This window comes from Sphingobium fuliginis, from assembly GCF_004152845.1.
GTDB lineage: Bacteria > Pseudomonadota > Alphaproteobacteria > Sphingomonadales > Sphingomonadaceae > Sphingobium > Sphingobium fuliginis.
On record NZ_SEON01000003.1, the window covers coordinates 197,515 to 222,857 of the forward strand.

The following is a 25,343-nucleotide window of genomic DNA, read 5'->3' on the forward strand; positions in this document are numbered from 1 at the left end:
AGACCGGCGCATGACCGATTTCGCTGATATGCTCGCCGGCTATCGCCGCTTCCGCAACACCGGTTGGACCCAGCAGCGGGAGCGATGGGATGAACTGAGCGAGGGGCAGAGCCCCCGCGTCATGGTCATCGCCTGTTCCGACAGCCGAGTCGATCCCGCACAGATATTCGACACCAGCCCCGGCGAGATCTTCGTGGTCCGCAATGTCGCGGCGCTGGTGCCCCCCTTTGAAACCAATCCCGGCCGCCACGGCGTCTCCGCGGCGCTGGAATTCGCGGTCCAGGTGCTCAAGGTGGGCGAGATCGTCGTCATGGGCCATGGCAAATGCGGCGGCTGCAAGGCGGCGCTCAGCCATTCGCTGAAAGACGCGCCTCCCGGCGAGGGCGGCTTCATCCACAACTGGATCGAACTGCTGGACGAAGCGCGGGAAAAGGTGGTCCAACGCTTTGGCGCGGATGACGGCCGCGACGCCGAACGCGCCATGGAGCAGGAAGGCGTCAAGGTCAGCCTGGCCAATCTGCGCACCTTCCCCTGCGTCCGCACTAAGGAACGGAGCGGCGAGATCAGGCTGATCGGCGCCTTCTTCGCCATTGCCGACGGCCAGCTCCACCTGCTGGACGAGGCGAGCGGCCAGTTCAGCCCGGCGGCGCTGGAAGCCTGATGACCGCGCCGATCCCCAGCGGCAATATCGCCCTGCTGATCGATGCCGACAATGTCTCCGCCGACCATTTCGACCCGGTGCTGACGGTCCTGGCGGAACTGGGCACCGTCAATATCCGGCGCGCCTATGGCAATTGGAGCAAGCCCGCGCTCAAGGGATGGGCGCGGCAGGCCGTGACGCAGGCCATCGAAACGCAGCAGCAGTTCGACCTCACCCGGGGCAAGAACGCCACCGACATGAAGATGACGATCGACGCCATGGACCTGATGGCGTCGGGCCGGGTCACCGGCTTCGGCCTGATGTCGAGCGACAGCGATTTCACGCCGCTCGTCACCCGCATCCGGCAGGAAGGCCTGCCGGTCTATGGCTTCGGAACGGACAAGACGCCGCAGGCCTTCCGCAGCGCCTGCACCCGCTTCATCGACGTCGGGGCGCTCGCCAGCGCAAGAACGGCGCCCGCCGAACTGGAGGAGTCGGCGGCGGAACCCGCCTCCCCCGACGCGCCCGAAGTCGCGCCCGATCTCGTCAAGCTGTTGATCGACGCCTATAATGCCGTCAAACGCGACGATCAGGGCTTCGCCCGCCTCAGCGAAGTGGGCCAGCTCGCCGGGAACCGCTCCAGTTTCGACACGCGCAACTATGGGTTCAAGCGGCTGTCCGACCTTGTCCGCTCGATCAATAATTTCAAGGTGGAGAGCCGCGACGGCCAGACCTGGATCAAGCGGGTGCACTGATGACCATCCTCGCCCGCCACCTGACGATCCTCGGCCGGGTGCAGGGCGTGTTCTACCGCAACTGGGCCGTCGAAACGGCCCGGGGTCTCAACCTGACAGGCTGGGTACGCAACCGCATGGACGGCAGCGTGGAGGCGCTGGTGGAAGGACCGCGGGATGCGGTGGAGCGGTTCGTCCTGCTGGCGCGACAAGGCCCGCCCGCCGCGCAGGTCGCGCGGATAGAGGCCAAGGATGTCGCGGTCGGGGGACATGAATCATTTCAGAAGCGGCCGACCGCCTGACTTCGCCGGGCGGGCGGACGGGCGGAAAGGAAAATCGCGTCCTTGGGCCGAGGCGAGCGGCCCCGTCCGCTTTTCCGGCCCGCCTGTCTCAGCGGGCAACCCCATCGGCCGATATTCCCATGAACGACGAAAAGCCCCGCTTGTGCGTTGGAGCGCTTCCCACTAAATCGCCCGCATGACATCGACCAACGACATTCGCCGCTCCTTCCTCGACTATTTCGGGGCCAACGGCCACACCATCGTTCCGTCCGCGCCTCTCGTGCCGCACAACGACCCGACGCTGATGTTCGTCAATGCGGGCATGGTGCCGTTCAAGAATGTCTTCACCGGCCTTGAATCCCGCCCCTACACCAAGGCGACGAGCAGCCAGAAGTCGGTCCGCGCCGGCGGCAAGCATAACGACCTCGACAATGTCGGCTATACCGCGCGCCACCATACCTTCTTCGAAATGCTGGGCAATTTCAGCTTCGGTGATTATTTCAAGGAACAGGCGATTACCCATGCCTGGACCCTGCTGACGAAGGAATGGGGCCTTTCGCCCGAAAAGCTGACGGCGACGGTCTATCACACCGACGACGAAGCCTTCGACCTGTGGAAGAAGATCGCCGGCCTGCCGGAGGAGCGGATCATCCGCATCCCCACCAAGGATAATTTCTGGGCCATGGGCGACAGCGGCCCCTGCGGCCCCTGCTCGGAAATCTTCTACGACCATGGCGACCATATCTGGGGCGGTCCTCCCGGAAGCCCGGAGGAAGATGGCGACCGTTTCGTCGAGATCTGGAACCTCGTCTTCATGCAATATGAGCAGGAAGCGAACGAGATCGTCTCCGAACTTCCCAAGCCCAGCATCGACACCGGCATGGGTCTGGAACGCATCGCGGCGGTCCTGCAAGGCGTCCACGACAATTACGACACCGATACCTTCAAGGCGCTGATAGAGGAATCGGGCGCACTGACGAAAACCGCCACCGATGGCGAGTATAAGGCCAGCCACCGCGTCATCGCGGATCATCTCCGCTCCACCAGCTTCCTGATCGCGGACGGCGTGCTGCCCGCCAATGAAGGCCGCGGCTATGTGCTGCGCCGCATCATGCGCCGCGCCATGCGCCACGCCCATATCATCGGCGCCAAGGAGCCGTTGATGCACCGTCTGGTCGGCAGCCTCGTCTCCGAAATGGGCGGCGCCTATCAGGAACTGGTCCGCGCCCAGCCGCTGATCGAGGAAACCCTCCTGCGCGAGGAAACCCGGTTCCGCCAGACGCTGGAAAAGGGACTGAAGCTGCTCGACGAAGCGACCGGCGACTTGTCGGAAGGCGGCACGCTGCCTGGGGAGACCGCGTTCAAGCTCTACGACACCTATGGCTTCCCCTATGACCTGACCGAAGACGCGCTTCGCTCGCGCGGCCTCAGCGTCGACCGCGAAGGCTTCGACAAGGCGATGGCCGAACAGAAGGCCGCCGCCCGCGCCGCGTGGAAGGGCTCAGGCGAAAAGGCCTCGGACGAAATCTGGTTCGACATTGCCGAAAAGGCCGGCAATACCGAGTTCATCGGCTATAGCTCGACCGAGGGCGAGGGCGAGGTGCTGGCGATCGTCAAGGACGGTGTGAACTTCGACAGCGCGAGCGCTGGCGAGACGGTCACGATCATCACCAACCAGACGCCGTTCTACGGCGAAAGCGGCGGCCAGATGGGCGATGCGGGCACGATCAGCGCGCAGTCCGGCCTGGTCGCGGATGTCGAGGACACCGCGAAGCCGCTGGGCCGCCTCCATGCGCACCGGGCGAAGGTCGGCGCGGGCAGCGTCAAGCTGGGCGACACGGTTCACCTCAGCGTCGACGTCGGCCGCCGCGACCGCATCCGCGCCAATCACAGCGCCACCCATTTGCTTCATGCCGCGCTCCGTAACCAGCTCGGCGCCCACGTCACGCAGAAGGGCAGCCTCGTCGCACCCGATCGTCTGCGCTTCGACTTCTCCCATCCCGAGGCGCTGACCCACAGCCAGATCGCCGCCATCGAAGCCGATGTGAACGAACAGATCCGCCACAATGAAGCGGTGACGACGCGCCTGATGACGCCGGACGACGCCATCGCCGCCGGCGCCATGGCCCTGTTCGGTGAGAAATATGGGGACGAGGTCCGCGTCCTCTCCATGGGCAAGGGCGATGCGAACAGCTATTCGGTCGAATTGTGCGGCGGCACCCATGTCCGCGCAACCGGCGACATCGCGATCTTCAAGATCATCTCGGAAAGCGCCGTTTCGTCTGGCGTCCGCCGCATCGAAGCGCTGACCGGCGAAGCTGCGCGCCTCTGGCTCTCCGACCGCGAAGACCGGCTGCGCCAGTCCGCCGCCGCACTCAAGACGACGCCGGAGGAAGTCCCTGCCCGCATCGCCGCGCTGGTCGAACAGAGCCGCAAGCTGGAACGCGAGCTCGCCGAAGCGAAGAAGGCGCTGGCGCTGGGCGGCGGGGGTTCCGCACAGGCGGCGGGTCCGGAGAAGGTGGGCTCGGTCAACTTCATCGGTCAGGTGATCGAGGGGCTCGATCCCAAGGAACTGCGCGGATTGGTCGATCAGAACAAGGCAACGCTCGGCAGCGGCGTCTCCGCCGTCCTGGCGGTGGTCGATGGCCGCGCCAGCATTGCCGTCGGCGTCACCGACGACCTTGTGAACACGATCAGCGCCGTGGATCTGGTCCGCGCAGGCGTCGAAGCCTTGGGCGGCAAGGGCGGCGGAGGCCGTCCCGACATGGCCCAGGGCGGCGGTCCGGAAGGCGACAAAGCGCAGGCGGCGATCGAAGCGGTCAGGGCAGCCCTCGCCAGCGGGCCTGCATAACCGCGCGGCCGGCCCGATATTCGACCGCAGGCCATGCACCGCGGGGTGAGCGGCGCCCTCCTTCTACCCGGAAGGACGGAGTCGCTCTCCCACCCGTTCAGCTTGCGCCTGTCGAAGCCCCGCTTCTTTCTCGAAGAGAAGCGCTCCACGGCAAGCCCAAAGAGACGGATATTGGGTGATCCGGTCCAGACCCGACAGCAACAGGGCTGAGTGCCTGGCTCTCTGCAAGAAGGAATGGAACTGCACGACCGGCTCACGGCAACCTGACCCGGCACAAAAGCACGTACCGCCCAAGCCCAAAAAAAAGGGGAGGCTCGATGCCTCCCCTTCCCATCCCGCTCAGTAGCGGTAATGATCCGGCTTGAATGGCCCTTCCTGGGTCACACCGATATAGGCGGCCTGCTTGGGCGTCAGCTTCGACAGCTTCACGCCCAGCTTCTCCAGGTGGAGCGCCGCCACCTTCTCGTCCAGATGCTTGGGCAGCACATAGACGTCGTTCTTATACTCATCCGACTTGGTCCAAAGCTCGATCTGCGCCAGCACCTGGTTGGTGAAGGACGATGACATGACAAAGCTCGGATGGCCGGTGGCGCAGCCCAGGTTCACCAGCCGGCCCTTCGCCAGCACGATGATCTTCTTGCCGTCGGGGAACTCGACCTCGTCGACCTGCGGCTTGATCTCGGTCCACTTCATGTTGTTGAGGCCCGCGATCTGGATCTCGCTGTCGAAATGGCCGATATTGCACACGATCGCCATGTTCTTCATGGCGCGCATATGGTCGACGGTGATGACGTCCTCATTGCCGGTCGCGGTGACGAAGATGTCGGCGCGGGTGGCCGCCTCTTCCATGGTGACGACTTCATAGCCCTCCATTGCCGCCTGCAACGCGCAGATCGGATCGATCTCCGTCACCAGCACGCGCGCACCGCCATTGCGGAGCGAAGCGGCCGAACCCTTGCCCACGTCACCGAAGCCGGCGACCACGGCGACCTTGCCGGCCAGCATGACGTCGGTGGCGCGACGGATGGCGTCGACCAACGATTCCTTGCAGCCATAGAGATTGTCGAACTTCGACTTGGTGACGCTGTCGTTGACGTTGATCGCCGGGAAGGGCAGCTTGCCCTTCTTCGCCAGTTCATAAAGGCGGTGGACGCCGGTCGTGGTCTCTTCCGACACGCCCTTGATGGCCTTGACCGTCTCGGTCAGATAGCCCGGACGCTCGGCCAGGAAGCGCTTCAGCGTCGCGACGAAGATTTCCTCTTCCTCGTTGCCGGGGGTGAACAGTTCTTCCCCGGCCTCGACGCGGGCGCCCCACAGCGCGAACATGGTGGCGTCGCCGCCATCGTCCAGGATCATGTTGCAGACCGTATCGCCCCAGTCGAAGATGCGGATGACATAGTCCCAATATTCCTCCAGCGTCTCGCCCTTGACGGCGAACACCGGGATGCCCCGCGCGGCGATGGCGGCGGCGGCATGATCCTGGGTCGAGAAGATGTTGCACGACGCCCAGCGGATTTCGGCGCCCAGTTCCGCCAGCGTCTCGATCAGCACGGCGGTCTGGATCGTCATGTGCAGCGACCCGGTGATGCGCGCGCCCTTCAGCGGCTTGGCGGCGCCGAATTCGGCGCGCAGGGCCATCAGGCCCGGCATTTCGGTTTCCGCGATTTCGATTTCCTTGCGGCCGAAAGCGGCAAGGCCGATGTCGCGGATCACATAATCCTGCGCCTGGGTGGCGGGTGCGGTGGCCACGAGCCTGTCTCCATATCGTTAAGATTGAGGCCGCCGCCCGATTGAACGAACGGCGACGATGGGCTGGGCTTTACCAATCGCCGCCATCCAAGGCAACTCAATATAAAGTTTTCTTTATGTCTTATTCGGCAGGACCGCGCACCGCGACCTTCACCGGCGCGCCGGATGAGGTCGTCCGTTTTCCGCACCTTCTCCGCCACCGCCGTGACGATGTCGCACCGCGCGCCGGACAGATGCGGGCTGATCGCCGCCGCATCGGCCAGTTCCAACAAGGCCGACCGGCTGGGCGGCAGGGCGTTGGCGGCGTCCGTGATCGACTGGAGGTCGCGGCAGCCCAGCCCGTCCGCGCCCGCGCCATAGACATTGGCGAGGCCCGTGACGTAATTGTCATAAGCCCCCAGCGCGCCAACCGCCCCGGCGGCCGAGCGGAAATGCTCGCGCAGCTCGTCATTCACCTGCGTCAGCGTCTCGCGCTTTTCCCGGATGAAGCGGTTATAGCTGGCAAGGAAGTCATGTCCCGTCGCCCGGCACCGCAGCGCAGATACCATCAGCATCATCTCGAAATCCCGGATTTGCGCTGCTTCCACGGCGGTCTGCTTCCAGCAGGTCGCCGCCGTGGCCGGCGCAAGCGGCATCGTCGCGGCAAGCGCCGCTGCGATCAATATCCTCATGAGTTGAACCCCCGTCCAATTGCCCGAGGATCAGGGTGCGCTCATCCGGTTGCCGGACTCTCAACGGCGAAGGTTAGCCGGATTTTACCGTAAAGGGTTCAGTTACGCCAAGGCAACAAGCCCCCAATGCAGCCATGCTTACGGTGACGTTCCGAAAGGCCGGTCAGGCCGATCCCGCGCCGCTGACCAGATGGGAGGCATCGACTCCGGCCGCGGCATAGGCGGCCGACCATTTCCGCGCCGCCGGCACGTCGAACAGAAGCTCAGGGGTGCAGTCGGTCGGAAACCAGCTTTCCCCGTTCATTTCCTCATCCAGTTGCCCCGCGCCCCACCCGGCATAGCCAAGCGCGACCAGATAGCGACTCGGCCCCTTCCCTTCCGCAATCGCCTTCAGTATCTCCAGCGAGCCGGACAGGCCCCATCCTTCGCCCACGGCGACCATGTCATGACCGCTCCAGTCCAGGGAATGCAGGACGAAGCCGCGCCGGGGTTCGACCGGCCCGCCGCGCAGCACGGGAGAATCCGGAACGTCGCCGGGTTCGATGTCGAAGCTCTCCAGCAGGTCGTGCAGGCTGACCCCGTCGATCTCATCGCTGACCGCGATCCCCAACGATCCATTCTCGTCATGCACGCACATGGCGATGACGGAATGATCGAACCGCATGTCCTCCATTCCCGGCAGGGCAAGCAGGAACTGTCCGGCATAGGAGCGTGCTGTGGTCATGGCGCGACTATACGCCCCTTGTCGCCTTTGCCAATGGCGGGCCGTCGCTTGGGCGGGGCAGCGCGCCATATTCCATGGCTCCCCCTTGACAGACAGGGCGGCAGGGCCAACGTGCCGCGAACCCCAACAAGGCCAGGAGGCAGACGATGACCATTTCGAAGGGCGAACGCATCCCCAGCACCACTTTCGTCAAGATGACCGAAAACGGTCCCGAGCAGGTTGCTTCGGACGATTTCTTCGCGGGCCGCACCGTCGCGCTCTTCTCCGTGCCGGGGGCCTTCACCCCCACCTGCTCCGCGCGCCATCTGCCCGGCTTCGTCGATAAGGCGGAGGAACTGAAGGGCAAGGGCGTGGATGAAATCGCCTGCACCGCGGTCAACGACGCCTTCGTCATGGGCGCCTGGGGCAAGTCCGCCAGCGCCGACGGCAAGGTGACGATGCTGGCCGACGGCAATGGCGACTTCGCGCAGGCCGTCGGCCTTACCATGGACGGCAGCAAGTTCGGCATGGGCACGCGCGGGCAGCGCTTCTCCATGATCGTCAAGGACGGCGTCGTTACGGAGCTGAATGTCGAAGCGCCGGGTGATTTCAAGGTGTCGTCAGCCGAATATCTGCTCGACCAGATCTGATTTCCGGGGGATGTGCGCCCGCTATCCGGGCGCGCATCTTCCTTCGGTCATATAAGTGCGTTACCAAGGCTCGATGACAAGAAGCATCGGAAGTGCGATCGTCGCTGAACTCGACGACATCTATCGGAACTCCATCGAAAATCTTCGCGAGGCGATGCGCGCCTACGCTCGCGACGGCAGCGTACCGCCACCGGAAGCCAGGACGGACCGGCGTTTCTGCTATCCGGAATTGCGGATCACCCATCATGGCGAGTCGGACGCGCCGCCCCCCGGCCGCTCCTTCGCCCGGCTGTCCAAGCCCGGACGCTATGTGACCACCGTCACCCGCCCCGCCATGTTCGGTGACTATCTGGCCGAACAGGTCGACCTTCTCGTCCGCGACTATGGCGTGATGGTGGAAACCGGCATCAGCGACCAGCCCATTCCCTTCCCCTATGTTCTGGACGGGCTGGACATGAGCGCGCTCGATGGCACCCCGCCGACCGAACTGGCCCGCCACTTCCCGGCCACCGAACTGGCGGAAATCGGGGACGAGATCGCGGACGGCCTGTTCATGCAGGATGCGGAGGGCGAAAGGCCGCTCGCGCTGTTCGACGGGCTTCGCACCGATTTTTCACTGGCCCGCCTGAAGCATTATACCGGCACCCCGGCAGAGCATGTGCAGCGCTACATCCTGTTCACCAATTATCACCGCTATGTCGACGAGTTCGTGGCATGGGCCTGCGCCGAATTGCAGCGGGAGGGCAGTCGCTACACCGCGCTGTCAGGGGCCGGTGGGGTCTATGTAACGCCGGAAACCGCCGACCCGGCGCAGATGATCGCGGACAGCGCCTGGCGCAAGCATCAGATGCCCGCCTATCACCTGATCGCTCCGGACCGCAGTGGCATCACGCTGGTCAACATCGGGGTCGGGCCCTCCAACGCCAAGACGATCTGCGATCATCTGGCCGTCGTGCGGCCGGAAGCCTGGCTGATGATCGGCCATTGCGGCGGCCTGCGCCCGAGCCAGCGGATAGGCGACTATGTGCTGGCCCACGCCTATCTGCGCGACGATCATGTTCTGGATGAAATGCTGCCGCCCGAAATCCCGGTTCCCGCCATCGCGGAAGTACAGGTGGCGCTGGCGAAGGCGGCGGAGGCCGTGCTGGGCGGCGACGATCGGGAGGATTTCAAGCGCCGCCTGCGCACGGGCACGGTCGTGACGACCGACGACCGCAACTGGGAACTGCGCTATTCCAGTTCGGCGCTGCGGTTCAGCCTGTCGCGCGCCGTCGGCATCGACATGGAGTCGGCCACTATCGCGGCGCAGGGCTATCGCTTCCGCGTGCCCTATGGAACGCTGCTCTGCGTTTCGGACAAGCCGATCCATGGCGAACTGAAATTGCCGGGACAGGCCAATCGCTTCTATGAGGAAGCCATTGCGGGGCACCTGCGCGTGGGTCTTATGACCTGCGAACTGCTGCGGCAGGAGGGGCCGAAGCTCCACAGCCGCAAACTGCGCGCCTTCAACGAGCCGCCGTTCCGCTGAAGCTTGCCATGCTCCTGCATGGGCAGGAGCATGCGCATGGCTCAATCCGTCAGGAAATCCACCATCGCCTGCCCCAGCTCCTTCCGCGTCACCGCATTCATGTGGTTCCCCGGAACTTCGACATAGCGGCCGTGGGGCAGCAGTTCCGCCAGTTCCTGCGCGACGCCATTGTCCCGGTCATCGGCTCCGCAAATCACCTCTATGGGCTGCTGGAACCCGGCGATGACCTCCCTGGGCGTATCGACGAAGGTGTTGAGGATGTGCAGCATCGCGACCGGATCGCCCTTGGTGGTCTTCAGAAAGGCTTCCGTCATCCATTCCGACGTCCCCCGCTCGAACGTGCCGAGGTTGGTGAGGACATTGCGATAATAGCCGCCATTGTCGAGCGTCTGGACCAGACCGCGCAGCCCCATGCCGGCCAGGATCACCCTGCGCGGCGTCGCGCCCCGCGCCAGCATCCGCACCGTCGTCCGCGCTCCCAGCGAATAGCCGCCCAGATCATACTCGGTCAGCCCAAGCTGCTCGACCAGCGCAAGCCCGTCCTCGGTCAGCGCGTCGGGCGGATAAGCGGCGGCATCATGGGGCTTGCCGCTTTCGCCATGCCCCCGAAGGTCGGGCAGGATGAGGCGGAATCCCGCCTCCACCAGCTTCGCGGCATGGCCGTAACGTATCCAGTTGGTGTATGCATTGGAGAAATAGCCATGGATCAGAACCAGATCGCGGCCCTCCCCCACCACATGCACGGCAAGGGGAAGCCCGCCCAACCCCTTGATCTCCAGCTTCTCGATGGGCAGGTCGGACGTGGGGCCGGACATGAGCGAGCTACTCCTTGGATGAATGCGCGTGCGGCGATATGGCCTTGCCCTCTCCTTGTCGAGTAGAGAGAAGCCAGACAAGTGCGAGGACGCTTCCGATCTGCGCGGCCGCCATGTCCTTTTGCGGGTCCCACATGTCGCCCTGCTGGCCATTATACCAGTCCGCCGTCTGGCCGGCGGCCACCACGCTCAGCAGCCATTCGAAAATCTCGTAGACAGCGCCCACGAACCCAACGGAGACAAAGGCGAAAACAAGGCTCCAGCCCGTCCGCATGACGCCATGACGCCGCGCCGCTTCCGCGAAGGGCGCGGTCAGGAGGGCGCCGAAGGCGAAATGCACCAGCCGGTCATAGCCGTTGCGCGCCAAGCCGAAAGTGCCGGAAATATCATGGCCGCTGATCGCCCGCGCCCAGATGTCATAAGGTACATAGGAATAGATGTACCGCCCGCCCAGCGTATGCAGCAGCAGGAACAGCAGGACGCACGCCACCGATCCGTTAGACAGCGGCCATCGGCGCAACAGCCAGGGCGAGACAAGGATGAGCAGCGCCGTCGGCCCATGCTGGAGCGGCGCCAGTTCGGGATAGGGCTGATCGACATTCGCGGCGACAATGGCCGCGACCAGCAGAACGATCATCCGGCGCTGCGCGGCTGGAACGGCTTTCCAGACAGCAGCGCCGGAGATCATGGGAAGGGCCTCAGCCCTTCTTCAGGTGACGGCGGCCCAGCAGTTCCGCGATCTGCACCGCGTTCAGAGCCGCGCCCTTGCGCAGATTGTCGCTGACGCACCAGAGGTTCAGGCCATTGTCGATGGTCGAATCCTCACGCACGCGGCTGATGAAGGTGGCATAGTCGCCCACGCACTCGACGGGGGTGACGTAACCGCCGTCCTCGCGCTTGTCGACCAGCATCACGCCGGGCGCTTCACGCAGGATATTCTGGGCCTGCTCCGCCGAAATCTCATTCTCGAACTCGAGATTGATCGCCTCGGAATGCCCGACGAACACCGGCACGCGCACGCAGGTCGCCGTGACCTTCACCTTGGGATCGAGAATCTTCTTGGTTTCCGCGACCATCTTCCACTCTTCCTTGGTCGAGCCGTCGTCCAGGAAGACGTCGATATGCGGGATCACGTTGAAGGCGATCTGCTTGGTGAACTTCTTCGGTTCGGCCGGATCGCCGACGAAGATGTTGCGCGACTGCTCGAACAGCTCGTCCATGCCCGCCTTGCCCGCGCCGGAAACCGACTGGTAGGTGGCGACGACGACGCGCTTGATCGTCGCGGCATCGTGCAAGGGCTTGAGCGCCACGACCATCTGCGCGGTCGAGCAGTTGGGGTTCGCGATGATGTTCTTCTTCTTGTATCCGTCAATCGCATCCGGATTCACTTCCGGCACGATCAGCGGCACGTCCGGGTCCATGCGGTAGAGCGACGAATTGTCGATCACGACGCAGCCCGCCGCCGCCGCCTTGGGCGCATATTCCGCCGTCGGGCCGGAGCCTGCGGCAAACAGGGCGATGTCCCAGCCGGTGAAGTCGAAATGCTCGATATTCTTGCATTTGAGCGTCTTGCCGGTGTCACCGAAATCGATTTCGGTGCCCTGCGACCGGGGCGAGGCGACCGCCGCGATCTCGTCAATAGGGAACTCGCGCTCGGCGAGAATGGTCAGCATCTCGCGGCCCACATTACCGGTGGCACCAACGACGACGACCTTGTAGCCCATGACTTAACACTCCACTCCATGCAAAATTGCGGAGTGGGCGCCATAGCGGCATTGCGCCGTTTGTCCAGTGACAAGCCGTTTATTGCGTCAAAGCTTGGCTTGCATGGCGGACCTTGCCCTGCCCCCTTCCCTTAAGCCCTCCCTCCGTTCGGGCTGAGCCTGTCGAAGCCCTTCACTTTCTTCTCAGAGAAAGCCCTTCGACAGGCTTGGAGCGAACGAAGGACAGGGTTCAGAATTATCGAGATTGAGGCCCCGTCCCATGCCGCGCCAGGAAATCCTCGATGGTCCGCCACAGATGCACGCTGATCCCCGGCCCGCCGACGCGATGGGTCTGTCCCGGATAGACCATCATCTCGAACGGCACGGCGGCGCCCTGCATCTTCGCCACCAGCGCCGTCGAATTGTCGAACACCACATTGTCGTCCGACATGCCGTGGATCAGTAGCAGCGGGTCCCTGATCTTCACCGCCTCATCCACCGCGCCGGAACCGGGATAGGCGCTGGGCTTCTCCTGCGGCTGGCCCAGATAGCGCTCGGTATAATGGGTGTCGTATAGTTCCCATTTCGTGACCGGCGCGCCCGCCACCGCCGCAGAGAACACCCCCGGCGCCTTCTCCAGCAGCTTGAGCGACATATAGCCGCCATAGGACCAACCATAGGTCGCGATCCGCTTGGGATCGACATAGGGCTGGGTCTTGAGCCAGTTCACGCCCGCAAGCTGATCCTCCACCTCGACCGTACCCATGGCGTGGTAGATCTGGTCCTCGAACGCCTTGCCGCGATCGGGCGTGCCCCGATTGTCGACGGCAAAGACGATCCAGCCCCTGTCCACCAGATATTGGTAGATGGGCGATCCCCATGAATTGGTGACCTGCCGTCCGGCGCCGGGCCCGCCATAATGGAGCATGAAGACCGGATAGCGCTTCCCTGCCTCCAGCGGCGGCGTCATGATCCGGGTGTAGAGCGTCGAGCCGTCCGCCGCCTTGATCGTGCCGAACCGGGTCTTCACATGGCTGGCCCAATAGGGCGCATAGGGGTGGCTGCCCCGAACCGCATTCTCCGACAGCCAGTTCAACTGCTTGCCCCCGCTATCGGCCAGATAGACCTGCCTGGGCTGGTCGCTATTGCTGCGCGCGACCACGATGCGGCTCGCCGCGCCGTCCATCACGGCGTCGTTCCACCAGCCCGCCGAGGTCAGCTGCCGCAGCGGCCCCGCCTTGGCGATCGGCGCGGCATAAAGCTGCTGCTCCAGCGGCGTTTCCCTGTTGCCGGTGAAATAGACAAGGCCCTTGCCCTCATCCACGCTCACCACATCGCGCACTTCCCATTCACCGCTGGTGAGCGGCGTCCGCCGGCCGCCCCGCACATGGTAGAGATGTCCATGGCCGGTCTTTTCCGACCACCAGAGGAAGCTGCCATCCTTGAGCGGCGTGAAATTGTTGCTGAGGTTGATCCAGCTCTTCGCCCTTTCGGTCAGGATCACCCGCGCCTTGCCGGTCGCCGGATCGACGGCCAGCAGGTCGAGCGTCTTCTGGTCCCGGCTCTCGCGCTGGACGTAAAGTGTTCTGCCATCCTTGGACCAGTCGACGCGGGCGAGATAAACATCCTTCTCCGTGCCGAGATCGACCTTGACGGGCTCCCCGCCCTCCGGCTTCATCACATACAGCTCGATCAGCGCATTGGGCGTTCCGGCCGCCGGATAGCGCTGCTCATAGACCTTGGTGCCCTCGCCCCCGATGGCCGTGCGCGTGACGATGCCGACCGGGCTTTCGTCCACGCGCGCAACCGCGATCAGCCTGTCGTCGGGCGACCACCAATAGCCGGTGCGCCGGTCCATTTCCTCCTGCGCGACGAACTCCGCCACGCCCCAGCTCACCGTGTCGCTGGCGCCCTGGGTCAACTGCTTCTCCGCGCCGCCCATCGGCTGAACGAAGAAATTGCCGCCGCGCACGAAGGACACATAGCCGCCCCTGGGGCTGACCACGCCGTTCAACTCGCCATCGGGCGTGTCGGTGAGACGCGTGACCTTCCCGTCCAGCGCGGCCAGATAAAGATCGCCGTCGACCGGCACGAGGATGGACTTGCCGTCCGGCGCCCAGTCATAGCTGACGATGCCGGTGCTGCCCGCGACGGAACGATCCCGCTCCCGCTGCATCTTCTCCGCCTCGGAAAGCGCCGCGCCGCTGCCTGTCTTCTTCGAATCGACCAGCATCCGCTCCGCGCCCGTGGACGTATCCACCGCCCAAAGGTCGAGCCGTTCCTTCTCGTCCGTCCGTGGCTTCAGCAGCGTCACCAGCTTGCCGTCGGGCGACAGCTTCAATGCCCTTGGTTGCGGGCCGGAGAGGTCCGGACTGGCGAACACCCGCTCCAGGGTCAGCTTTTCCTGCGCCTGGGCGGACATCACGGAAAGCAACAGCGCGCCGACAGCCGCGCCGCTTTTCAGATATGGCGACATTTTCATCCCTTGCCTCGCGGCGAAACCTCCGCATCACATGGCGCAGAGAATTAGCGCCAAGCAGATGAAAAGATCAATGTTGGGAAATAATATTTCTCCGCCATGATCGCCCGGATCATGGTGGGCGCGACAGGGATTGAACCTGTGACCCCACCCGTGTGAAGGGTGTGCTCTACCGCTGAGCTACGCGCCCCCTGTAAGGAGGAGGCGGCCATTGGCATCCACCGCGCCGCCTGTCAAGCATATCGAACAAGCTATTTTCCGAAAATGGACTTATCCGCTTCATCCGCGTTATAGTCGATACGCTTTCAGAAGGAGTGCATATTCATGCGTCAAACCGTCGCCCTGGTCATTGCTGGGCTGCTTCTCACCTCTTTGGCCGCCTGCAACACCGTGAAGGGTGCGGGCCGGGACATCGAATCCGTCGGCCGCGCCGGGGAAAAAGCCATCAACTGATCCGGCGGGATCGCCGGTTACTGGAGGATGCGGCCCGCAACGGCCGCATCCTTCTCCAGGCGGACGCCGTCGCATTCCGGCTCGCCACAATCGCAGGCGGCGATCGTATAGCGCACGCCGCACATCACCAGTACGTCCTGATCGAAGGAATAGTTCGATATTCCCGCACGTTCGACCTTTTCCTGCGCTCTGGCCTTGAGGGTCATGATCCTGCCTCTCTGCAACATGCCCGAATGATTGTTGCTGCGTTGCACAATGTCAATTGCGCCAGATTGGTTCCTGAACGAATTGAAATAAATCTGTCCAGAAAATGACACGATCCGGCGCTTATGCAGCGGATGCTTGCGCGCCGTCACCATCGCTCCCATATGCCGGCCATGAACGACCAACGCTCCCATTCCATGCCGGTCTGGCATGGCACGACCATCATGTCGGTACGCAAGAACGGGAAGGTGATCGTGGCCGGCGACGGCCAGGTCTCCATGGGCCAGACGGTGATGAAGCCCAACGCCCGCAAGGTCCGCCGTCTCCACGACGGATCGGTCATCGGCGGCTTCGCCGGCGCCACGGCGGACGCCTTCACCCTGTTCGAACGGCTGGAGGCCAAGCTGGAGCGCCATAACGGCCAGTTGATGCGCGCCGCCGTGGAACTCGCCAAGGACTGGCGGACCGACAAATATCTTCGCAACCTGGAAGCGATGATGATCGTCGCGGACAGGGAAGTGACGCTGATCCTGACCGGCAATGGCGACGTGCTGGAACCGGTTGGCGGCGTCGCGGCCATCGGTTCGGGCGGCAATTTCGCCCTCGCCGCGGCGCGGGCGCTGGTGGAATATGAGGAAGATGCCGAAACCCTGGCCCGCAAGGCGATGAAGGTGGCGGCGGACATCTGCGTCTACACCAACGACCAGCTCGTGGTCGAAGAGCTGGAATCTGTAGCTTGAACCCCGTTCGGGCTGAGCCTGTCGAAGCCCCCTCCTTTCTTCAGAAGCAACGCCCTTTGACATTTGAATGGGCCAGGCGGCTCATGAAAACAGGGCGAACGGATTTTTAGAGATCCCATGAACGACAATCTGACACCCAAAGCCATCGTCTCCGCCCTCGACGCCCACATCATCGGCCAGGCCGACGCCAAGCGCGCCGTAGCCGTCGCCCTGCGCAACCGCTGGCGCCGTCAACGCCTCTCCGCCGACCTGCGCGACGAGGTGACGCCGAAGAACATCCTGATGATCGGCCCCACCGGCTGCGGCAAGACGGAGATCAGCCGCCGTCTCGCCAAGCTGGCCGACGCGCCCTTCGTCAAGGTGGAAGCGACCAAATTCACCGAAGTCGGCTATGTCGGCCGCGACGTGGAGCAGATCGTCCGCGATCTGGTCGAGGAAGCCGTCCGCCTGGAACGCGACCGCCGCCGCGAAGCCGTGCGCGAAGCCGCATCCGAAGCCGCCATGGCCCGCCTGCTCGACGCCCTCACCGGCAAGGAAGCGAGCGAGGCGACCCGCCTCTCCTTCCGCCAGCGGATCGAGAACAACCAGATGAACGATGTCGAGGTTGAGGTGGAAGTCACCGACAGCCCCTCCATGCCGATGGAAATCCCCGGCATGGGCGGCCAGATCGGCATGATCAACCTCAGCGACATGATGTCCAAGGCCTTCGGTCAACAGCAGAAGAAGCGCCGCAAGCTGCGCGTCGCGGAAGCCTGGGACAAGCTGGTCGAGGAGGAGCAGGACAAGAGGCTGGACCAGGACGACGTCGCCCGCGTCGCCATCTCCAGCGCGGAGCAGAACGGCATCGTCTTCCTCGACGAGATCGACAAGATCGCGGTGAGCGACGTGCGCGGCGGCTCCGTCAGCCGCGAAGGCGTGCAGCGCGACCTGCTGCCGCTGATCGAGGGCACGACGGTCTCGACCAAATATGGCCCGCTCAAGACGGACCATATATTGTTCATCGCATCGGGCGCTTTTCATGTGGCGAAGCCCAGCGACCTGCTGCCGGAATTGCAGGGCCGCCTGCCGATCCGCGTCGAACTGAAGGCGCTGACCGAGGATGATTTCGTGTCGATCCTCTCCGACACCAAGGCGAGCCTTGTTGCGCAATATCGCGCGCTGCTGGCGACCGAGGGCGTGACCATCGACCTGACGCCCGACGGCATCCGCGCCGTCGCGAAGATCGCGGCGGAGGTGAACAGCGAGGTCGAGAATATCGGCGCCCGCCGCCTCCAGACGGTTATGGAAAAGCTGCTGGAGGATGTGAGCTTCGACGCGGAAGACCGCCAGGGCGAAACGCTGGTGGTCGATGCGGCCTATGTGGAGAAGCAGTTGAGCGCAGTGGCGCGCAACACCGACCTCAGCAAATATGTGCTGTAATTGCCCTTATAGCTCCCCTTCCGCTTGCGGGAGGGGTCGGGGAAGAGATTGTGAGGAGAGTGCTGTGACATGCCCTCCCCTGCGCTGTATCGGCATTCAGCTATTTCGAACGATAGGCATTAGCCCTCATTCCAAATCGTCATGCTGAACTTGTTTCAGCATCCATTTCTCCCCACAGGAGAACGGCGCCTGGAGGCACGATGGATGCTGAAACAAGTTCAGCATGACGTCAATTATGTTGGAAACCTCCCATATCGAACTGAATGTCGATACAGCCCAACCCTTCAAACGAGTTACGTGCCTTGTTTGAACGTAAACGGGAGGGAATTTTAGAGGCTCAGTAAGAACGCCCCACCAACACCCGCTCCACCGCCTTCTCGCCGGTGAACACGCACAGCCCATCAGCCGCTTCCGCATCCGTCGGCACATTGCGCAACGTCAGCTTCTCACCCTTCAACCACTCGATCACCTTGTCGAGCGCAGCCCCAGTCGGCTTGGCCCACTGCACCAGCGCCCAGCCCGGCTTCTTGCTAGCCCCGAAATAAGCCTTCAGCCCATCCAGCGACGTCACCGACCTGTCGATATTCCCCAGCAGCCGCGCCTGCGCATCCGCAAACAAAGCCTGCTGAATATCCTCCAGCATCCCCGTAGCCGCGCCAAGGAAGTCCGCCTTCGCCACAATCCGGCTATCGAGCTTCCCGTCCTCACGATAAAGCCGATCACGCCGGATTATGGACACATTGCCCCCGGCCACGTCGCGCCCGCCGACTTCGATCACGACCGGCGCCCCCTTCTTGACCCAGCCCCAGCGCTTGTTCGCCGCCTTGGCCGGCCGCCGGTCCAGCAAGGCGCGCACCGGCTCCCGGAACACATCCTGCCTGTTCAGCTCCGCCACCAGCTCGCCGCAATAATCCAGGATTGCCGCATCCTCATCCGTATCGCGCAGCATCGGCACGACGACCACCTGATAAGGCGCGACCCGCGGCGGCACGCGCAGCCCGTCATCATCGCCATGCACCATGATCAGCCCGCCGATCATCCGCGTCGACACGCCCCAACTGGTCGTCTGCGCCAGTTCCTGCTGCCCCTCGGCATTCTGGAACTTGATATTCTGCGCCTGCGAGAAGGTGGTCCCCAGGAAATGCGACGTGCCTGCCTGCAACGCCTTCCCATCCTGCATCATCGCCTCGATGGAATAGGTCGCGACGGCCCCCGGAAAGCGCTCATTCTCGGGCTTCTCACCCGCGATCACCGGCAGCGCCACGCATTCCTCGGCAAAGCCGCGATAGACTTCCAGCATCTTGAGCGTCTCTTCCATCGCCTCATCGACGCTGGCGTGAGCGGTATGCCCCTCCTGCCAGAGAAATTCCGCCGTGCGCAGGAACATCCGCGTGCGCATTTCCCAACGCACGACATTCGCCCACTGGTTGATCAGCACCGGCAGGTCGCGCCAGCTCTGCACCCAGCGAGAGAAGGCCGCGCCGATCACCGTCTCCGACGTCGGACGAACCACCAACGGCTCCTCCAGCTTCGCTTCGGGATCGGGGATCATCTTCCCGTCCTTCTGGATCAGCCGGTGATGCGTGACGACCGCCATTTCCTTGGCAAAGCCGTCGACATGCTCCGCCTCCTTCTCGAAATAGGAAAGCGGAATGAACAGCGGGAAATAGCAATTCTCATGGCCGGTCGCCTTGATGCGCTCGTCCAGCAATTTCTGCATCCGTTCCCAGATGCCGTAACCCCATGGCCGGATGACCATGCACCCGCGCACACCGCTTTCCTCGGCCATGTCGGCTTCGGAAATGACGGCCTGATACCAGGCGGCGAAATCCTGTTCGCGGGTAACGGAAAGGGCGTGCTTCACGGGATCGACCTTAAAATTCGAGTGGATGGCGCGCCATAGGCCAAGCGCGCCGCCCCTGTCGACCCCAAAGGGCCGTCGCCCCAATGAGCAACCAGCCCAAGTAAAGGGCGAACATCGACAATATCGTCATCCCAGCGAAAGCTGGGATCTCGTAAGGCCAGGCTGTGTCGTACCGCCTGAGATCCCAGCTTACGCTGGGATGACGGAAATCAGGAAAGCTTGTCGATCTTCGCGTTGAGCGCGGCAAGCTGGGCCTTGAGTTCCGCGATCTCATCGTCCTTCGCCTCTTCGGCAGCGGACGGCGTGGGCGAAGATGTCGGCGCCGCCATTCCAGGCATGCCTGGCATCCCCGTGCCAAAGGCGCTCGCCGCCGCCTCGAACATCTGCATGTTGCGCTTGGCGATCTCGGCCAGCGGGCCGCCGCCGAAGGCGCCCTTCATGGCTTCCTGGAACTGCTGCTGGTTCTTGCGAAAGGCGTCCATCGACGCTTCCAGATATTGCGGCACCATGGACTGCATGGAATCGCCGTACATGGCGATCAACTGACGCAGGAAGTTGACGGGCAGCATGTTCTTGCCCCGCTGCTCCTCCTCCATGATGATTTGGGTCAGGACATTATGCGTGATGTCCTCTCCGGTCTTCGCATCGACGACGACGAACTCGCGCCCCTCACGAGTCATCTGCGACAAAAGATCCAGCGTGATGTAGCTCGACGTTTCTGTGTTATAGAGCCGCCTGTTAGCGTACTTCTTGATGACGACCGGTTCGGATTCGTTCGCGGTCTTAGATTTGGCCATGGATACCTCTCCCACACCTGCATTTTCCGCATTAGCACAAGGGAATGCCGCGCCGCAACATGGGCCGCGGCCCCTGCCCCTTTTTCTCAATATTTTATGGCGCGAGACGGAGGATGATCCCGAACTGCGCAAACGGGCGTTCCAGGGTTTGCGGAAATATCAGGAGGCTATTCGCCCCGCCCCGCCCCCCGCCGTTCCCGTCGTGGCTCGCGAAGGCAGCGCCAGGCTGCTTCGATATGGGACGGAAAACGGCCGTCATCCCGTGGTTTTCGTGCCTTCGCTGATCAACCCGCCGCAAGTGCTGGACCTGTCCGGCAGCCGGTCCATGCTGCGCCACATGCGTGCAGCAGGACATGACGCCTATCTGGTCGACTGGGGCACGCCCGCGGCGGACGACGGCGCGCTGGGGCTGGACCGGCATGTGATGGACCGTCTGTTGCCGATGCTGGCCGCCCTTCCCCGGCCACCCATATTGGTGGGATATTGCCTCGGCGGAAATCTGGCCATCGGCGCTGCGGCGCTGCAACCCGCAAGGGCGTTGGCGACGATTGCCGCGCCCTGGAACTTCGACGGGTTCCCTGCGGCAGACCGGGAACAGATCGGCGCGCTCTGGCGCAGTTCCAGGCCCATGTGCCAACGGTTGGACTATGTCCCGATGGAGGTGCTGCAATCGGGCTTCTGGGCGATGGACCCCGCCCGGACGATTCGCAAATATGCGGCCTTTGTCGGCATGGAGCCGGGTTCGGACGAAGAGCATGCCTTTCTGGCGGTGGAGGATTGGGCCAATGGCGGCCCACCGCTCAGCTATGCTGCGGGGCGTGACCTTTTCGAGCAATTCTATGCCGCAAATGCGAGCGGACGGGGGGAATGGCATATCGACGGACGGACGGTCGATCCCCGCCGGCTGACTTGTCCAACGCTTTCAATCCGTTCCGCAACTGACCGCATCGTTCCCGCCGCCGCCGCCCCGGAAATGGGCGAGAACACGACCTTGAGCCTTGGCCATGTCGGCATGATCGTGAGCGGCAACGGACGGGCGATGCTGTGGGAGCCTTTGTCCCAATGGCTTTCCAGTCATGGCGGATGATGATATGTGCGCCTGCGAAAACAATCACCCCGGAACTGAGGATCAAGGCTTTGTCAGACATCGTCATCACCGCTGCCAAGCGTACCGCCGTCGGCAGCTTCATGGGCGCCTTCGGGTCGACCCCCGCGCATGAGCTGGGCCGCACCGCCATCGTCGCCGCTCTCGCCCAGGCCGGCGTCGCGCCGGAGGAAGTGGACGAAGTCATATTGGGTCAGGTCCTGACCGCGGCGCAGGGCCAGAACCCCGCCCGTCAGGCCGCCGTCAACGCCGGCATTCCGGTGGAGCGCACCGCCATCGGCCTCAACCAGCTTTGCGGCTCTGGCCTGCGCGCGGTCGCTCTGGCGGCTCAGGCGATCCGCGCGGGCGACGCCCGCATCATGGTCGCGGGCGGTCAGGAAAGCATGTCGATGGCGCCCCATGCGCAATATCTGCGCGGCGGCGCGAAGATGGGGCCGATTTCCTTCATCGACACGATGACGCATGACGGCCTGACCGACGCCTTCAACAATTATCACATGGGCATCACGGCGGAAAATCTGGCCGAGAAGTACCAGATCAGCCGCGAGGCGCAGGATGAATTCGCCGTCGGCAGCCAGAACAAGGCCGAAGCCGCCCGCGCATCGGGCCGCTTCAAGGATGAGATCGTTCCCGTGACGATCAAGGGCCGCAAGGGCGACACCGTCGTCGACGCCGACGAATATATCCGCGCCGGCGCCACGCTGGAGGCGATGCAGGGCCTGCGTCCGGCCTTCAAGAAGGACGGCACCGTCACCGCCGCCAATGCTAGCGGCATCAACGACGGCGCCGCCGCCCTCGTGCTGATGAGCGCCGATGAGGCCGCCAGGCGCAACGCGACCGTGCTGGCGCGCATCGCCGGCTTCGCCACCTGCGGCGTCGATCCCTCGATCATGGGCATCGGCCCGGCTCCGGCGAGCCGTCAGGCGCTGGCCAAGGCGGGCTGGTCGCTGGCCGATCTGGACCTGATCGAAGCCAATGAAGCCTTCGCCGCGCAGGCGCTGGCGGTCGGTCAGGAACTGGGCTGGGACCCGGAGAAGGTCAATGTGAACGGCGGCGCGATCGCCATCGGCCATCCGATCGGCGCTTCGGGCGCCCGCGTCCTCACCACCCTGCTCTACGAGATGCAGAAGCGCGACGCCAGGAAGGGCCTCGCGACCCTCTGCATCGGCGGCGGCATGGGCGTCGCCATGTGCGTCGAGCGCTAAGCCGGCGGTAAAGCAACGAAAAGGCCGCCGACCCAATCCGGATCGGCGGCCTTCTGCAATCAGCGCCAGATGCGGTCGAAACGCGCGCCCAGCCCTGTCAGCAACTCATATTGCGACAGTCCGGAAACCGCCGCCGCCTCCGCCAGCGCATAGTCGACGCCCAGCCAATCCCCCTCCGCGACCTCGGGCAGACCCGACACGTCGACGGCGGTCAAATCCATTGAGACCCTTCCCACCACCGGCAGATGCCTGTCCCCGACAGTCATGGACCCCCGCCCGGAAAAGCCGCGCAAATAGCCGTCCGCATAGCCCAGATTCACCACGGCGATCTCCATGTCCGCCGCTGCGCGATGGGTCGCATTATAACCGATGGTGTCGCCCGCCCGGACGCGGCGGCGTTGCAGCACCTGCGCCTCCGGAAAGACGACCTGCCCGATCCGCCCCGCCGCTTCCGTGCGCGGCACGCCGCCGTAAAGCGCGATCCCCGGCCGCGTCATGTCGAAGGCATAGGCAGCGCCCAGGCAAATCCCAGCGCTGTTCGACAGGCTGTAACGCGCCGCCCTGACTGCGCCCCGCAGCGCCGAAAACCGTTCCAACTGCACCTGGCTCAGCGGCACATCCTCATCGGCGGAAGCCAGATGGCTGAGCAATGTCGCCACCTCCAGCCCCGCGACCTGCGCCGAAACATCGCCCCGCCAATCCAGCCCCAGGCGGTTCATGCCGGTATCGACCATGACGTCGCAAAGCCCGCCGCCCGCCTCCTTCCAGCGCGCAATCTGCCCTTCCGTGCACAGCACCGGCCTTGCGCGGGAGGCGAGCGCCACCGCCATGTCCTCCTCCCGCACGCCATGCAGCACGGAAAGCGACACGCCCTCGCCGATCAAAGGTTCCAGCGCCATCGCCTCGGCCCAGTTGGACACGAAGAAGTCCCGGCATCCCGCAGCCAGCAAGCGCCGCATCACTTCCCCGCTGCCCAGCCCATAGCCATTGGCCTTGATCGCCGCCCCGCATGCCGCCGCGCCGCCCTGCCGCTTCAACCAGCGCCAGTTGGCGAGCAAAGCGCCTCCATCCAGACGCAGGCGCAAAGGTGCGGAAAAATCAGCCATCGCCTGTCCGATAGCGCTCCGCGACGCAAGCGTCGAGGGATCAGGCATCCATCGCGGCCCCGCGCGTCTCCGGCAGGGCGACCATGCAGGTCAGCAGCGCAACCGCCACCACCGCGATGGTGTACCACAGCCCCGCATAGGGATCGCCCGTCCGCGCCACGATATATTGGCTGACCAGCGGCAGGAATCCGCCGAAATAACCGGTCCCGATATGATAGGGGATCGACAGCGAGCTATAGCGTATCCGCGCCGGAAAATATTCCGACAGCAGCGCCGCAACGGGACCATAGGTCGCCCCCGACAGCGTCCAGAGCAGCAGCAGCGCCATGAACAGCAACAAGGCGCGCGGCCAGTCCGGCGTGACGGGGGCCGATTCATATCCGGCCGCATGCAGCGCCGCATCCAGCCCTTCCGCGCTCAGATCCGCGACCGCCACGGAACCGACGCTGACCGAAGGCGTCGCCGCCTCCCGCTTTTCATAGGCGATGCCGCGCTTGGAAAAATGGTCGAGCAGCTTGCCGCAGACGGTCGGCTGCACCTTGGCGAAGGGATCGAAGCTGCAATCGGGGCCGCTGACGATCACCGGCGCGCGCTCCGCCGCCCGGTAGAGGGCCGGGTTCGCCACGCTCCCCATGAATTGATAGAGCGGCATGAGCAGCAACAACACCAGCGCATAGCCGATGACGATGGGCTTCTTCCGCCCCACCCGGTCGGACAGCCAGCCGAAGAAGATGAAGGCCGCCACGCCCGCAAAGGCGCTGCCGCCTACCAGCAACTGCGCCATGCCCGGCGCGACATGCAGGCCGTTCTGCAGGAAATAGAGCGCCTGGAACATCACCGTATAAGCGATGACGGTGAAGCCCGCCGCGATGCCGATCATCGCCACCAGCATCCGCCGCCTGTTGCCGGGATAGGTGAACGCCTCCTTCAGCGGGTTGCGCGATTGCTCGCCCGCCGCCTTCATCGCCGCGAAGATCGGGCTTTCGCGCAGCATCAGCCGCATCCAGAGCGAAATCGCCAGCAACGCCAGCGAGAAGATGAAGGGCAGGCGCCAGCCCCAATCGTCCCACACCGCCTTGCCGACGACCCATTGCGTGCCGACCACGACGATCAGCGACAGGATGAAGCCGCCGATCACCCCCGCCTGGATGAAGCTGGTGAAGAAACCCCTCCGCCCCGGCGGCGCATGTTCCGCGACATAGATCGCCGCCCCGCCATATTCCCCGCCCAGCGCCAGTCCCTGCGCGATCCGCAGCAGGATCAGGATGACCGGCGCGGCGATGCCGATGCTCGCGGCGGACGGGGTCAGCCCGACGCCCGCCGTCGCCGCTCCCATCAGCACGATGGTCGCCAGAAAGGTATATTTGCGCCCCAGCCTGTCGCCCAGATAGCCGAACAACGCCGCGCCGAGCGGCCTGAACCCGAAACCGATGGCGAAGCCTGCCAGCGAATAGAGGAGTTCCACGGTCGGATTGTCCGTCGGGAAGAATGTACGCCCGATGATCGGGGCGAGGACGCCGTAGATGTAGAAGTCATACCATTCGAACAATGTGCCGAGCGCCGAAGCGGTGATGACCAGCCGGTCACGCTTCGCATCCATCACATAGTCGGTGCCGACCGCACTTCCACCCATTCCGCCCCCGCTT

The 25,343-nt window shown here is 64.1% G+C and carries 23 protein-coding genes and 1 tRNA gene; 11 read left to right on the forward strand and 13 right to left on the reverse strand.

Annotation, left to right across the window (positions count from 1 at the left end):
- Nucleotides 1–10: 10 nt before the first annotated feature.
- The 4 genes from EWH10_RS09820 to alaS all read left to right on the forward strand — a co-directional run bounded on the left by EWH10_RS09820 (nucleotide 11) and on the right by alaS (nucleotide 4,506).
- Nucleotides 11–661, forward strand: coding sequence for a carbonic anhydrase (locus tag EWH10_RS09820; RefSeq protein ID WP_044662336.1), 651 nt, complete (start codon nucleotides 11–13; stop codon nucleotides 659–661).
- Nucleotides 661–1,395, forward strand: a complete 735-nt coding sequence (locus EWH10_RS09825) for an NYN domain-containing protein (RefSeq protein ID WP_044662337.1) — start codon at nucleotides 661–663, stop codon at nucleotides 1,393–1,395. Before EWH10_RS09820 ends, EWH10_RS09825 begins: the two co-directional genes overlap by 1 nt.
- The gene (locus tag EWH10_RS09830) at nucleotides 1,395–1,676 is read left to right on the forward strand and encodes an acylphosphatase (RefSeq protein WP_044662338.1); all 282 of its coding nucleotides are present in this window, start codon (nucleotides 1,395–1,397) and stop codon (nucleotides 1,674–1,676) included. Before EWH10_RS09825 ends, EWH10_RS09830 begins: the two co-directional genes overlap by 1 nt.
- Before the next feature lie 175 nt (nucleotides 1,677–1,851).
- The gene (gene alaS / locus EWH10_RS09835) at nucleotides 1,852–4,506 is read left to right on the forward strand and encodes an alanine--tRNA ligase (protein ID WP_044662339.1); all 2,655 of its coding nucleotides are present in this window, start codon (nucleotides 1,852–1,854) and stop codon (nucleotides 4,504–4,506) included.
- A gap of 339 nt (nucleotides 4,507–4,845) precedes the next feature.
- On the opposite strand, the gene ahcY is transcribed toward alaS, so the two are convergent.
- From ahcY to EWH10_RS09850, 3 genes are all read right to left on the reverse strand, one after another.
- Nucleotides 4,846–6,255, reverse strand: a complete 1,410-nt coding sequence (ahcY, locus tag EWH10_RS09840) for an adenosylhomocysteinase (protein ID WP_044662340.1) — start codon at nucleotides 6,253–6,255, stop codon at nucleotides 4,846–4,848.
- A complete protein-coding gene (locus EWH10_RS09845; protein WP_229742528.1) occupies nucleotides 6,216–6,926 on the reverse strand; it encodes a hypothetical protein in 711 nt (236 codons plus the stop codon). Before EWH10_RS09845 ends, ahcY begins: the two co-directional genes overlap by 40 nt.
- 163 nt (nucleotides 6,927–7,089) lie before the next feature.
- Complete coding sequence (locus EWH10_RS09850) at nucleotides 7,090–7,650, reverse strand: YqgE/AlgH family protein (protein ID WP_025550882.1); 561 nt, start codon at nucleotides 7,648–7,650, stop codon at nucleotides 7,090–7,092.
- Between the two features lie 146 nt (nucleotides 7,651–7,796).
- Between EWH10_RS09850 and EWH10_RS09855 the strand changes: the two genes are divergently transcribed.
- Both EWH10_RS09855 and EWH10_RS09860 read left to right on the forward strand, forming a co-directional pair.
- Entirely contained in the window at nucleotides 7,797–8,279 is a 483-nt protein-coding gene (locus tag EWH10_RS09855) for a peroxiredoxin (RefSeq protein ID WP_025550880.1), read from the forward strand.
- 73 nt (nucleotides 8,280–8,352) lie between these two features.
- Nucleotides 8,353–9,807 carry an AMP nucleosidase gene (locus EWH10_RS09860; protein ID WP_044662342.1) on the forward strand — a complete coding sequence of 485 codons (1,455 nt, stop codon included), beginning with the start codon at nucleotides 8,353–8,355 and terminating at the stop codon, nucleotides 9,805–9,807.
- Nucleotides 9,808–9,848: 41 nt separating this feature from the next.
- Here EWH10_RS09860 and EWH10_RS09865 read toward each other — a convergent pair whose 3' ends face one another.
- The 5 genes from EWH10_RS09865 to EWH10_RS09885 form a co-directional block, all read right to left on the reverse strand.
- Entirely contained in the window at nucleotides 9,849–10,622 is a 774-nt protein-coding gene (locus EWH10_RS09865; protein WP_044662343.1) for an alpha/beta fold hydrolase, read from the reverse strand.
- Nucleotides 10,623–10,629: 7 nt separating this feature from the next.
- On the reverse strand, nucleotides 10,630–11,310 hold the full coding sequence (locus EWH10_RS09870) for a DUF2238 domain-containing protein (RefSeq protein ID WP_025550875.1): 681 nt from the start codon (nucleotides 11,308–11,310) through the stop codon (nucleotides 10,630–10,632).
- A gap of 10 nt (nucleotides 11,311–11,320) precedes the next feature.
- Nucleotides 11,321–12,346, reverse strand: a complete 1,026-nt coding sequence (locus EWH10_RS09875) for an aspartate-semialdehyde dehydrogenase (protein WP_025550873.1) — start codon at nucleotides 12,344–12,346, stop codon at nucleotides 11,321–11,323.
- A 235-nt stretch (nucleotides 12,347–12,581) separates the two neighbouring features.
- Nucleotides 12,582–14,801: a S9 family peptidase gene (locus EWH10_RS09880; RefSeq protein WP_044662344.1), complete on the reverse strand. Its 2,220-nt coding sequence runs from the start codon at nucleotides 14,799–14,801 to the stop codon at nucleotides 12,582–12,584.
- A 118-nt stretch (nucleotides 14,802–14,919) separates the two neighbouring features.
- Nucleotides 14,920–14,994: transfer RNA gene (locus EWH10_RS09885), tRNA-Val, on the reverse strand.
- A gap of 134 nt (nucleotides 14,995–15,128) precedes the next feature.
- Here EWH10_RS09885 and EWH10_RS09890 point away from each other — a divergent pair.
- Complete coding sequence (locus EWH10_RS09890; protein ID WP_007685859.1) at nucleotides 15,129–15,257, forward strand: entericidin A/B family lipoprotein; 129 nt, start codon at nucleotides 15,129–15,131, stop codon at nucleotides 15,255–15,257.
- Between the two features lie 17 nt (nucleotides 15,258–15,274).
- Here EWH10_RS09890 and EWH10_RS09895 read toward each other — a convergent pair whose 3' ends face one another.
- The gene (locus tag EWH10_RS09895) at nucleotides 15,275–15,463 is read right to left on the reverse strand and encodes a hypothetical protein (protein WP_025550870.1); all 189 of its coding nucleotides are present in this window, start codon (nucleotides 15,461–15,463) and stop codon (nucleotides 15,275–15,277) included.
- A gap of 171 nt (nucleotides 15,464–15,634) precedes the next feature.
- On the opposite strand from EWH10_RS09895, the gene hslV reads away from it, so the two are divergent.
- Both hslV and hslU read left to right on the forward strand, forming a co-directional pair.
- On the forward strand, nucleotides 15,635–16,201 hold the full coding sequence (hslV, locus tag EWH10_RS09900) for an ATP-dependent protease subunit HslV (protein WP_025550868.1): 567 nt from the start codon (nucleotides 15,635–15,637) through the stop codon (nucleotides 16,199–16,201).
- 117 nt (nucleotides 16,202–16,318) lie between these two features.
- Complete coding sequence (hslU, locus tag EWH10_RS09905; protein ID WP_044662345.1) at nucleotides 16,319–17,620, forward strand: ATP-dependent protease ATPase subunit HslU; 1,302 nt, start codon at nucleotides 16,319–16,321, stop codon at nucleotides 17,618–17,620.
- A 337-nt stretch (nucleotides 17,621–17,957) separates the two neighbouring features.
- On the opposite strand, the gene EWH10_RS09910 is transcribed toward hslU, so the two are convergent.
- The gene (locus EWH10_RS09910; protein WP_044663155.1) at nucleotides 17,958–19,484 is read right to left on the reverse strand and encodes an aminoacyl--tRNA ligase-related protein; all 1,527 of its coding nucleotides are present in this window, start codon (nucleotides 19,482–19,484) and stop codon (nucleotides 17,958–17,960) included.
- Nucleotides 19,485–19,693: 209 nt separating this feature from the next.
- Nucleotides 19,694–20,281, reverse strand: a complete 588-nt coding sequence (phaR, locus tag EWH10_RS09915; protein ID WP_044662346.1) for a polyhydroxyalkanoate synthesis repressor PhaR — start codon at nucleotides 20,279–20,281, stop codon at nucleotides 19,694–19,696.
- Here phaR and EWH10_RS09920 point away from each other — a divergent pair.
- Entirely contained in the window at nucleotides 20,280–21,368 is a 1,089-nt protein-coding gene (locus tag EWH10_RS09920) for an alpha/beta hydrolase (protein WP_083198869.1), read from the forward strand. The two genes, phaR and EWH10_RS09920, sit on opposite strands and share 2 nt — an antisense overlap.
- Before the next feature lie 50 nt (nucleotides 21,369–21,418).
- The gene (locus tag EWH10_RS09925) at nucleotides 21,419–22,591 is read left to right on the forward strand and encodes an acetyl-CoA C-acetyltransferase (RefSeq protein ID WP_044663157.1); all 1,173 of its coding nucleotides are present in this window, start codon (nucleotides 21,419–21,421) and stop codon (nucleotides 22,589–22,591) included.
- A 59-nt stretch (nucleotides 22,592–22,650) separates the two neighbouring features.
- Here the strand turns inward: EWH10_RS09925 and alr are convergent, their stop codons facing one another.
- Both alr and EWH10_RS09935 read right to left on the reverse strand, forming a co-directional pair.
- Nucleotides 22,651–23,697 carry an alanine racemase gene (gene alr / locus EWH10_RS09930; RefSeq protein WP_044662347.1) on the reverse strand — a complete coding sequence of 349 codons (1,047 nt, stop codon included), beginning with the start codon at nucleotides 23,695–23,697 and terminating at the stop codon, nucleotides 22,651–22,653.
- A 40-nt stretch (nucleotides 23,698–23,737) separates the two neighbouring features.
- Nucleotides 23,738–25,330 (reverse strand): MFS transporter, encoded by a 1,593-nt coding sequence (locus EWH10_RS09935; protein WP_044662348.1) that lies wholly within the window; start codon nucleotides 25,328–25,330, stop codon nucleotides 23,738–23,740.
- Nucleotides 25,331–25,343 lie beyond the last annotated feature (13 nt).

Bases quoted from the DNA above. Each gene is read 5' to 3' on its own strand.
- EWH10_RS09820 (WP_044662336.1), top strand. From the start codon at position 11: ATGACCGATTTCGCTGATATGCTCGCCGGCTATCGCCGCTTCCGCAAC.
- EWH10_RS09825 (WP_044662337.1), top strand. From the start codon at position 661: ATGACCGCGCCGATCCCCAGCGGCAATATCGCCCTGCTGATCGATGCC.
- EWH10_RS09830 (WP_044662338.1), top strand. From the start codon at position 1,395: ATGACCATCCTCGCCCGCCACCTGACGATCCTCGGCCGGGTGCAGGGC.
- alaS (WP_044662339.1), top strand. From the start codon at position 1,852: ATGACATCGACCAACGACATTCGCCGCTCCTTCCTCGACTATTTCGGG.
- EWH10_RS09845 (WP_229742528.1), bottom strand. From the start codon at position 6,926: ATGAGGATATTGATCGCAGCGGCGCTTGCCGCGACGATGCCGCTTGCG.
- EWH10_RS09850 (WP_025550882.1), bottom strand. From the start codon at position 7,650: ATGACCACAGCACGCTCCTATGCCGGACAGTTCCTGCTTGCCCTGCCG.
- EWH10_RS09855 (WP_025550880.1), top strand. From the start codon at position 7,797: ATGACCATTTCGAAGGGCGAACGCATCCCCAGCACCACTTTCGTCAAG.
- EWH10_RS09860 (WP_044662342.1), top strand. From the start codon at position 8,353: ATGACAAGAAGCATCGGAAGTGCGATCGTCGCTGAACTCGACGACATC.
- EWH10_RS09865 (WP_044662343.1), bottom strand. From the start codon at position 10,622: ATGTCCGGCCCCACGTCCGACCTGCCCATCGAGAAGCTGGAGATCAAG.
- EWH10_RS09870 (WP_025550875.1), bottom strand. From the start codon at position 11,310: ATGATCTCCGGCGCTGCTGTCTGGAAAGCCGTTCCAGCCGCGCAGCGC.
- EWH10_RS09875 (WP_025550873.1), bottom strand. From the start codon at position 12,346: ATGGGCTACAAGGTCGTCGTCGTTGGTGCCACCGGTAATGTGGGCCGC.
- EWH10_RS09880 (WP_044662344.1), bottom strand. From the start codon at position 14,801: ATGTCGCCATATCTGAAAAGCGGCGCGGCTGTCGGCGCGCTGTTGCTT.
- EWH10_RS09890 (WP_007685859.1), top strand. From the start codon at position 15,129: ATGCGTCAAACCGTCGCCCTGGTCATTGCTGGGCTGCTTCTCACCTCT.
- EWH10_RS09895 (WP_025550870.1), bottom strand. From the start codon at position 15,463: ATGACCCTCAAGGCCAGAGCGCAGGAAAAGGTCGAACGTGCGGGAATA.
- hslV (WP_025550868.1), top strand. From the start codon at position 15,635: ATGAACGACCAACGCTCCCATTCCATGCCGGTCTGGCATGGCACGACC.
- hslU (WP_044662345.1), top strand. From the start codon at position 16,319: ATGAACGACAATCTGACACCCAAAGCCATCGTCTCCGCCCTCGACGCC.
- EWH10_RS09920 (WP_083198869.1), top strand. From the start codon at position 20,280: ATGGATACCTCTCCCACACCTGCATTTTCCGCATTAGCACAAGGGAAT.
- phaR (WP_044662346.1), bottom strand. From the start codon at position 20,281: ATGGCCAAATCTAAGACCGCGAACGAATCCGAACCGGTCGTCATCAAG.
- alr (WP_044662347.1), bottom strand. From the start codon at position 23,697: ATGGCTGATTTTTCCGCACCTTTGCGCCTGCGTCTGGATGGAGGCGCT.
- EWH10_RS09935 (WP_044662348.1), bottom strand. From the start codon at position 25,330: ATGGGTGGAAGTGCGGTCGGCACCGACTATGTGATGGATGCGAAGCGT.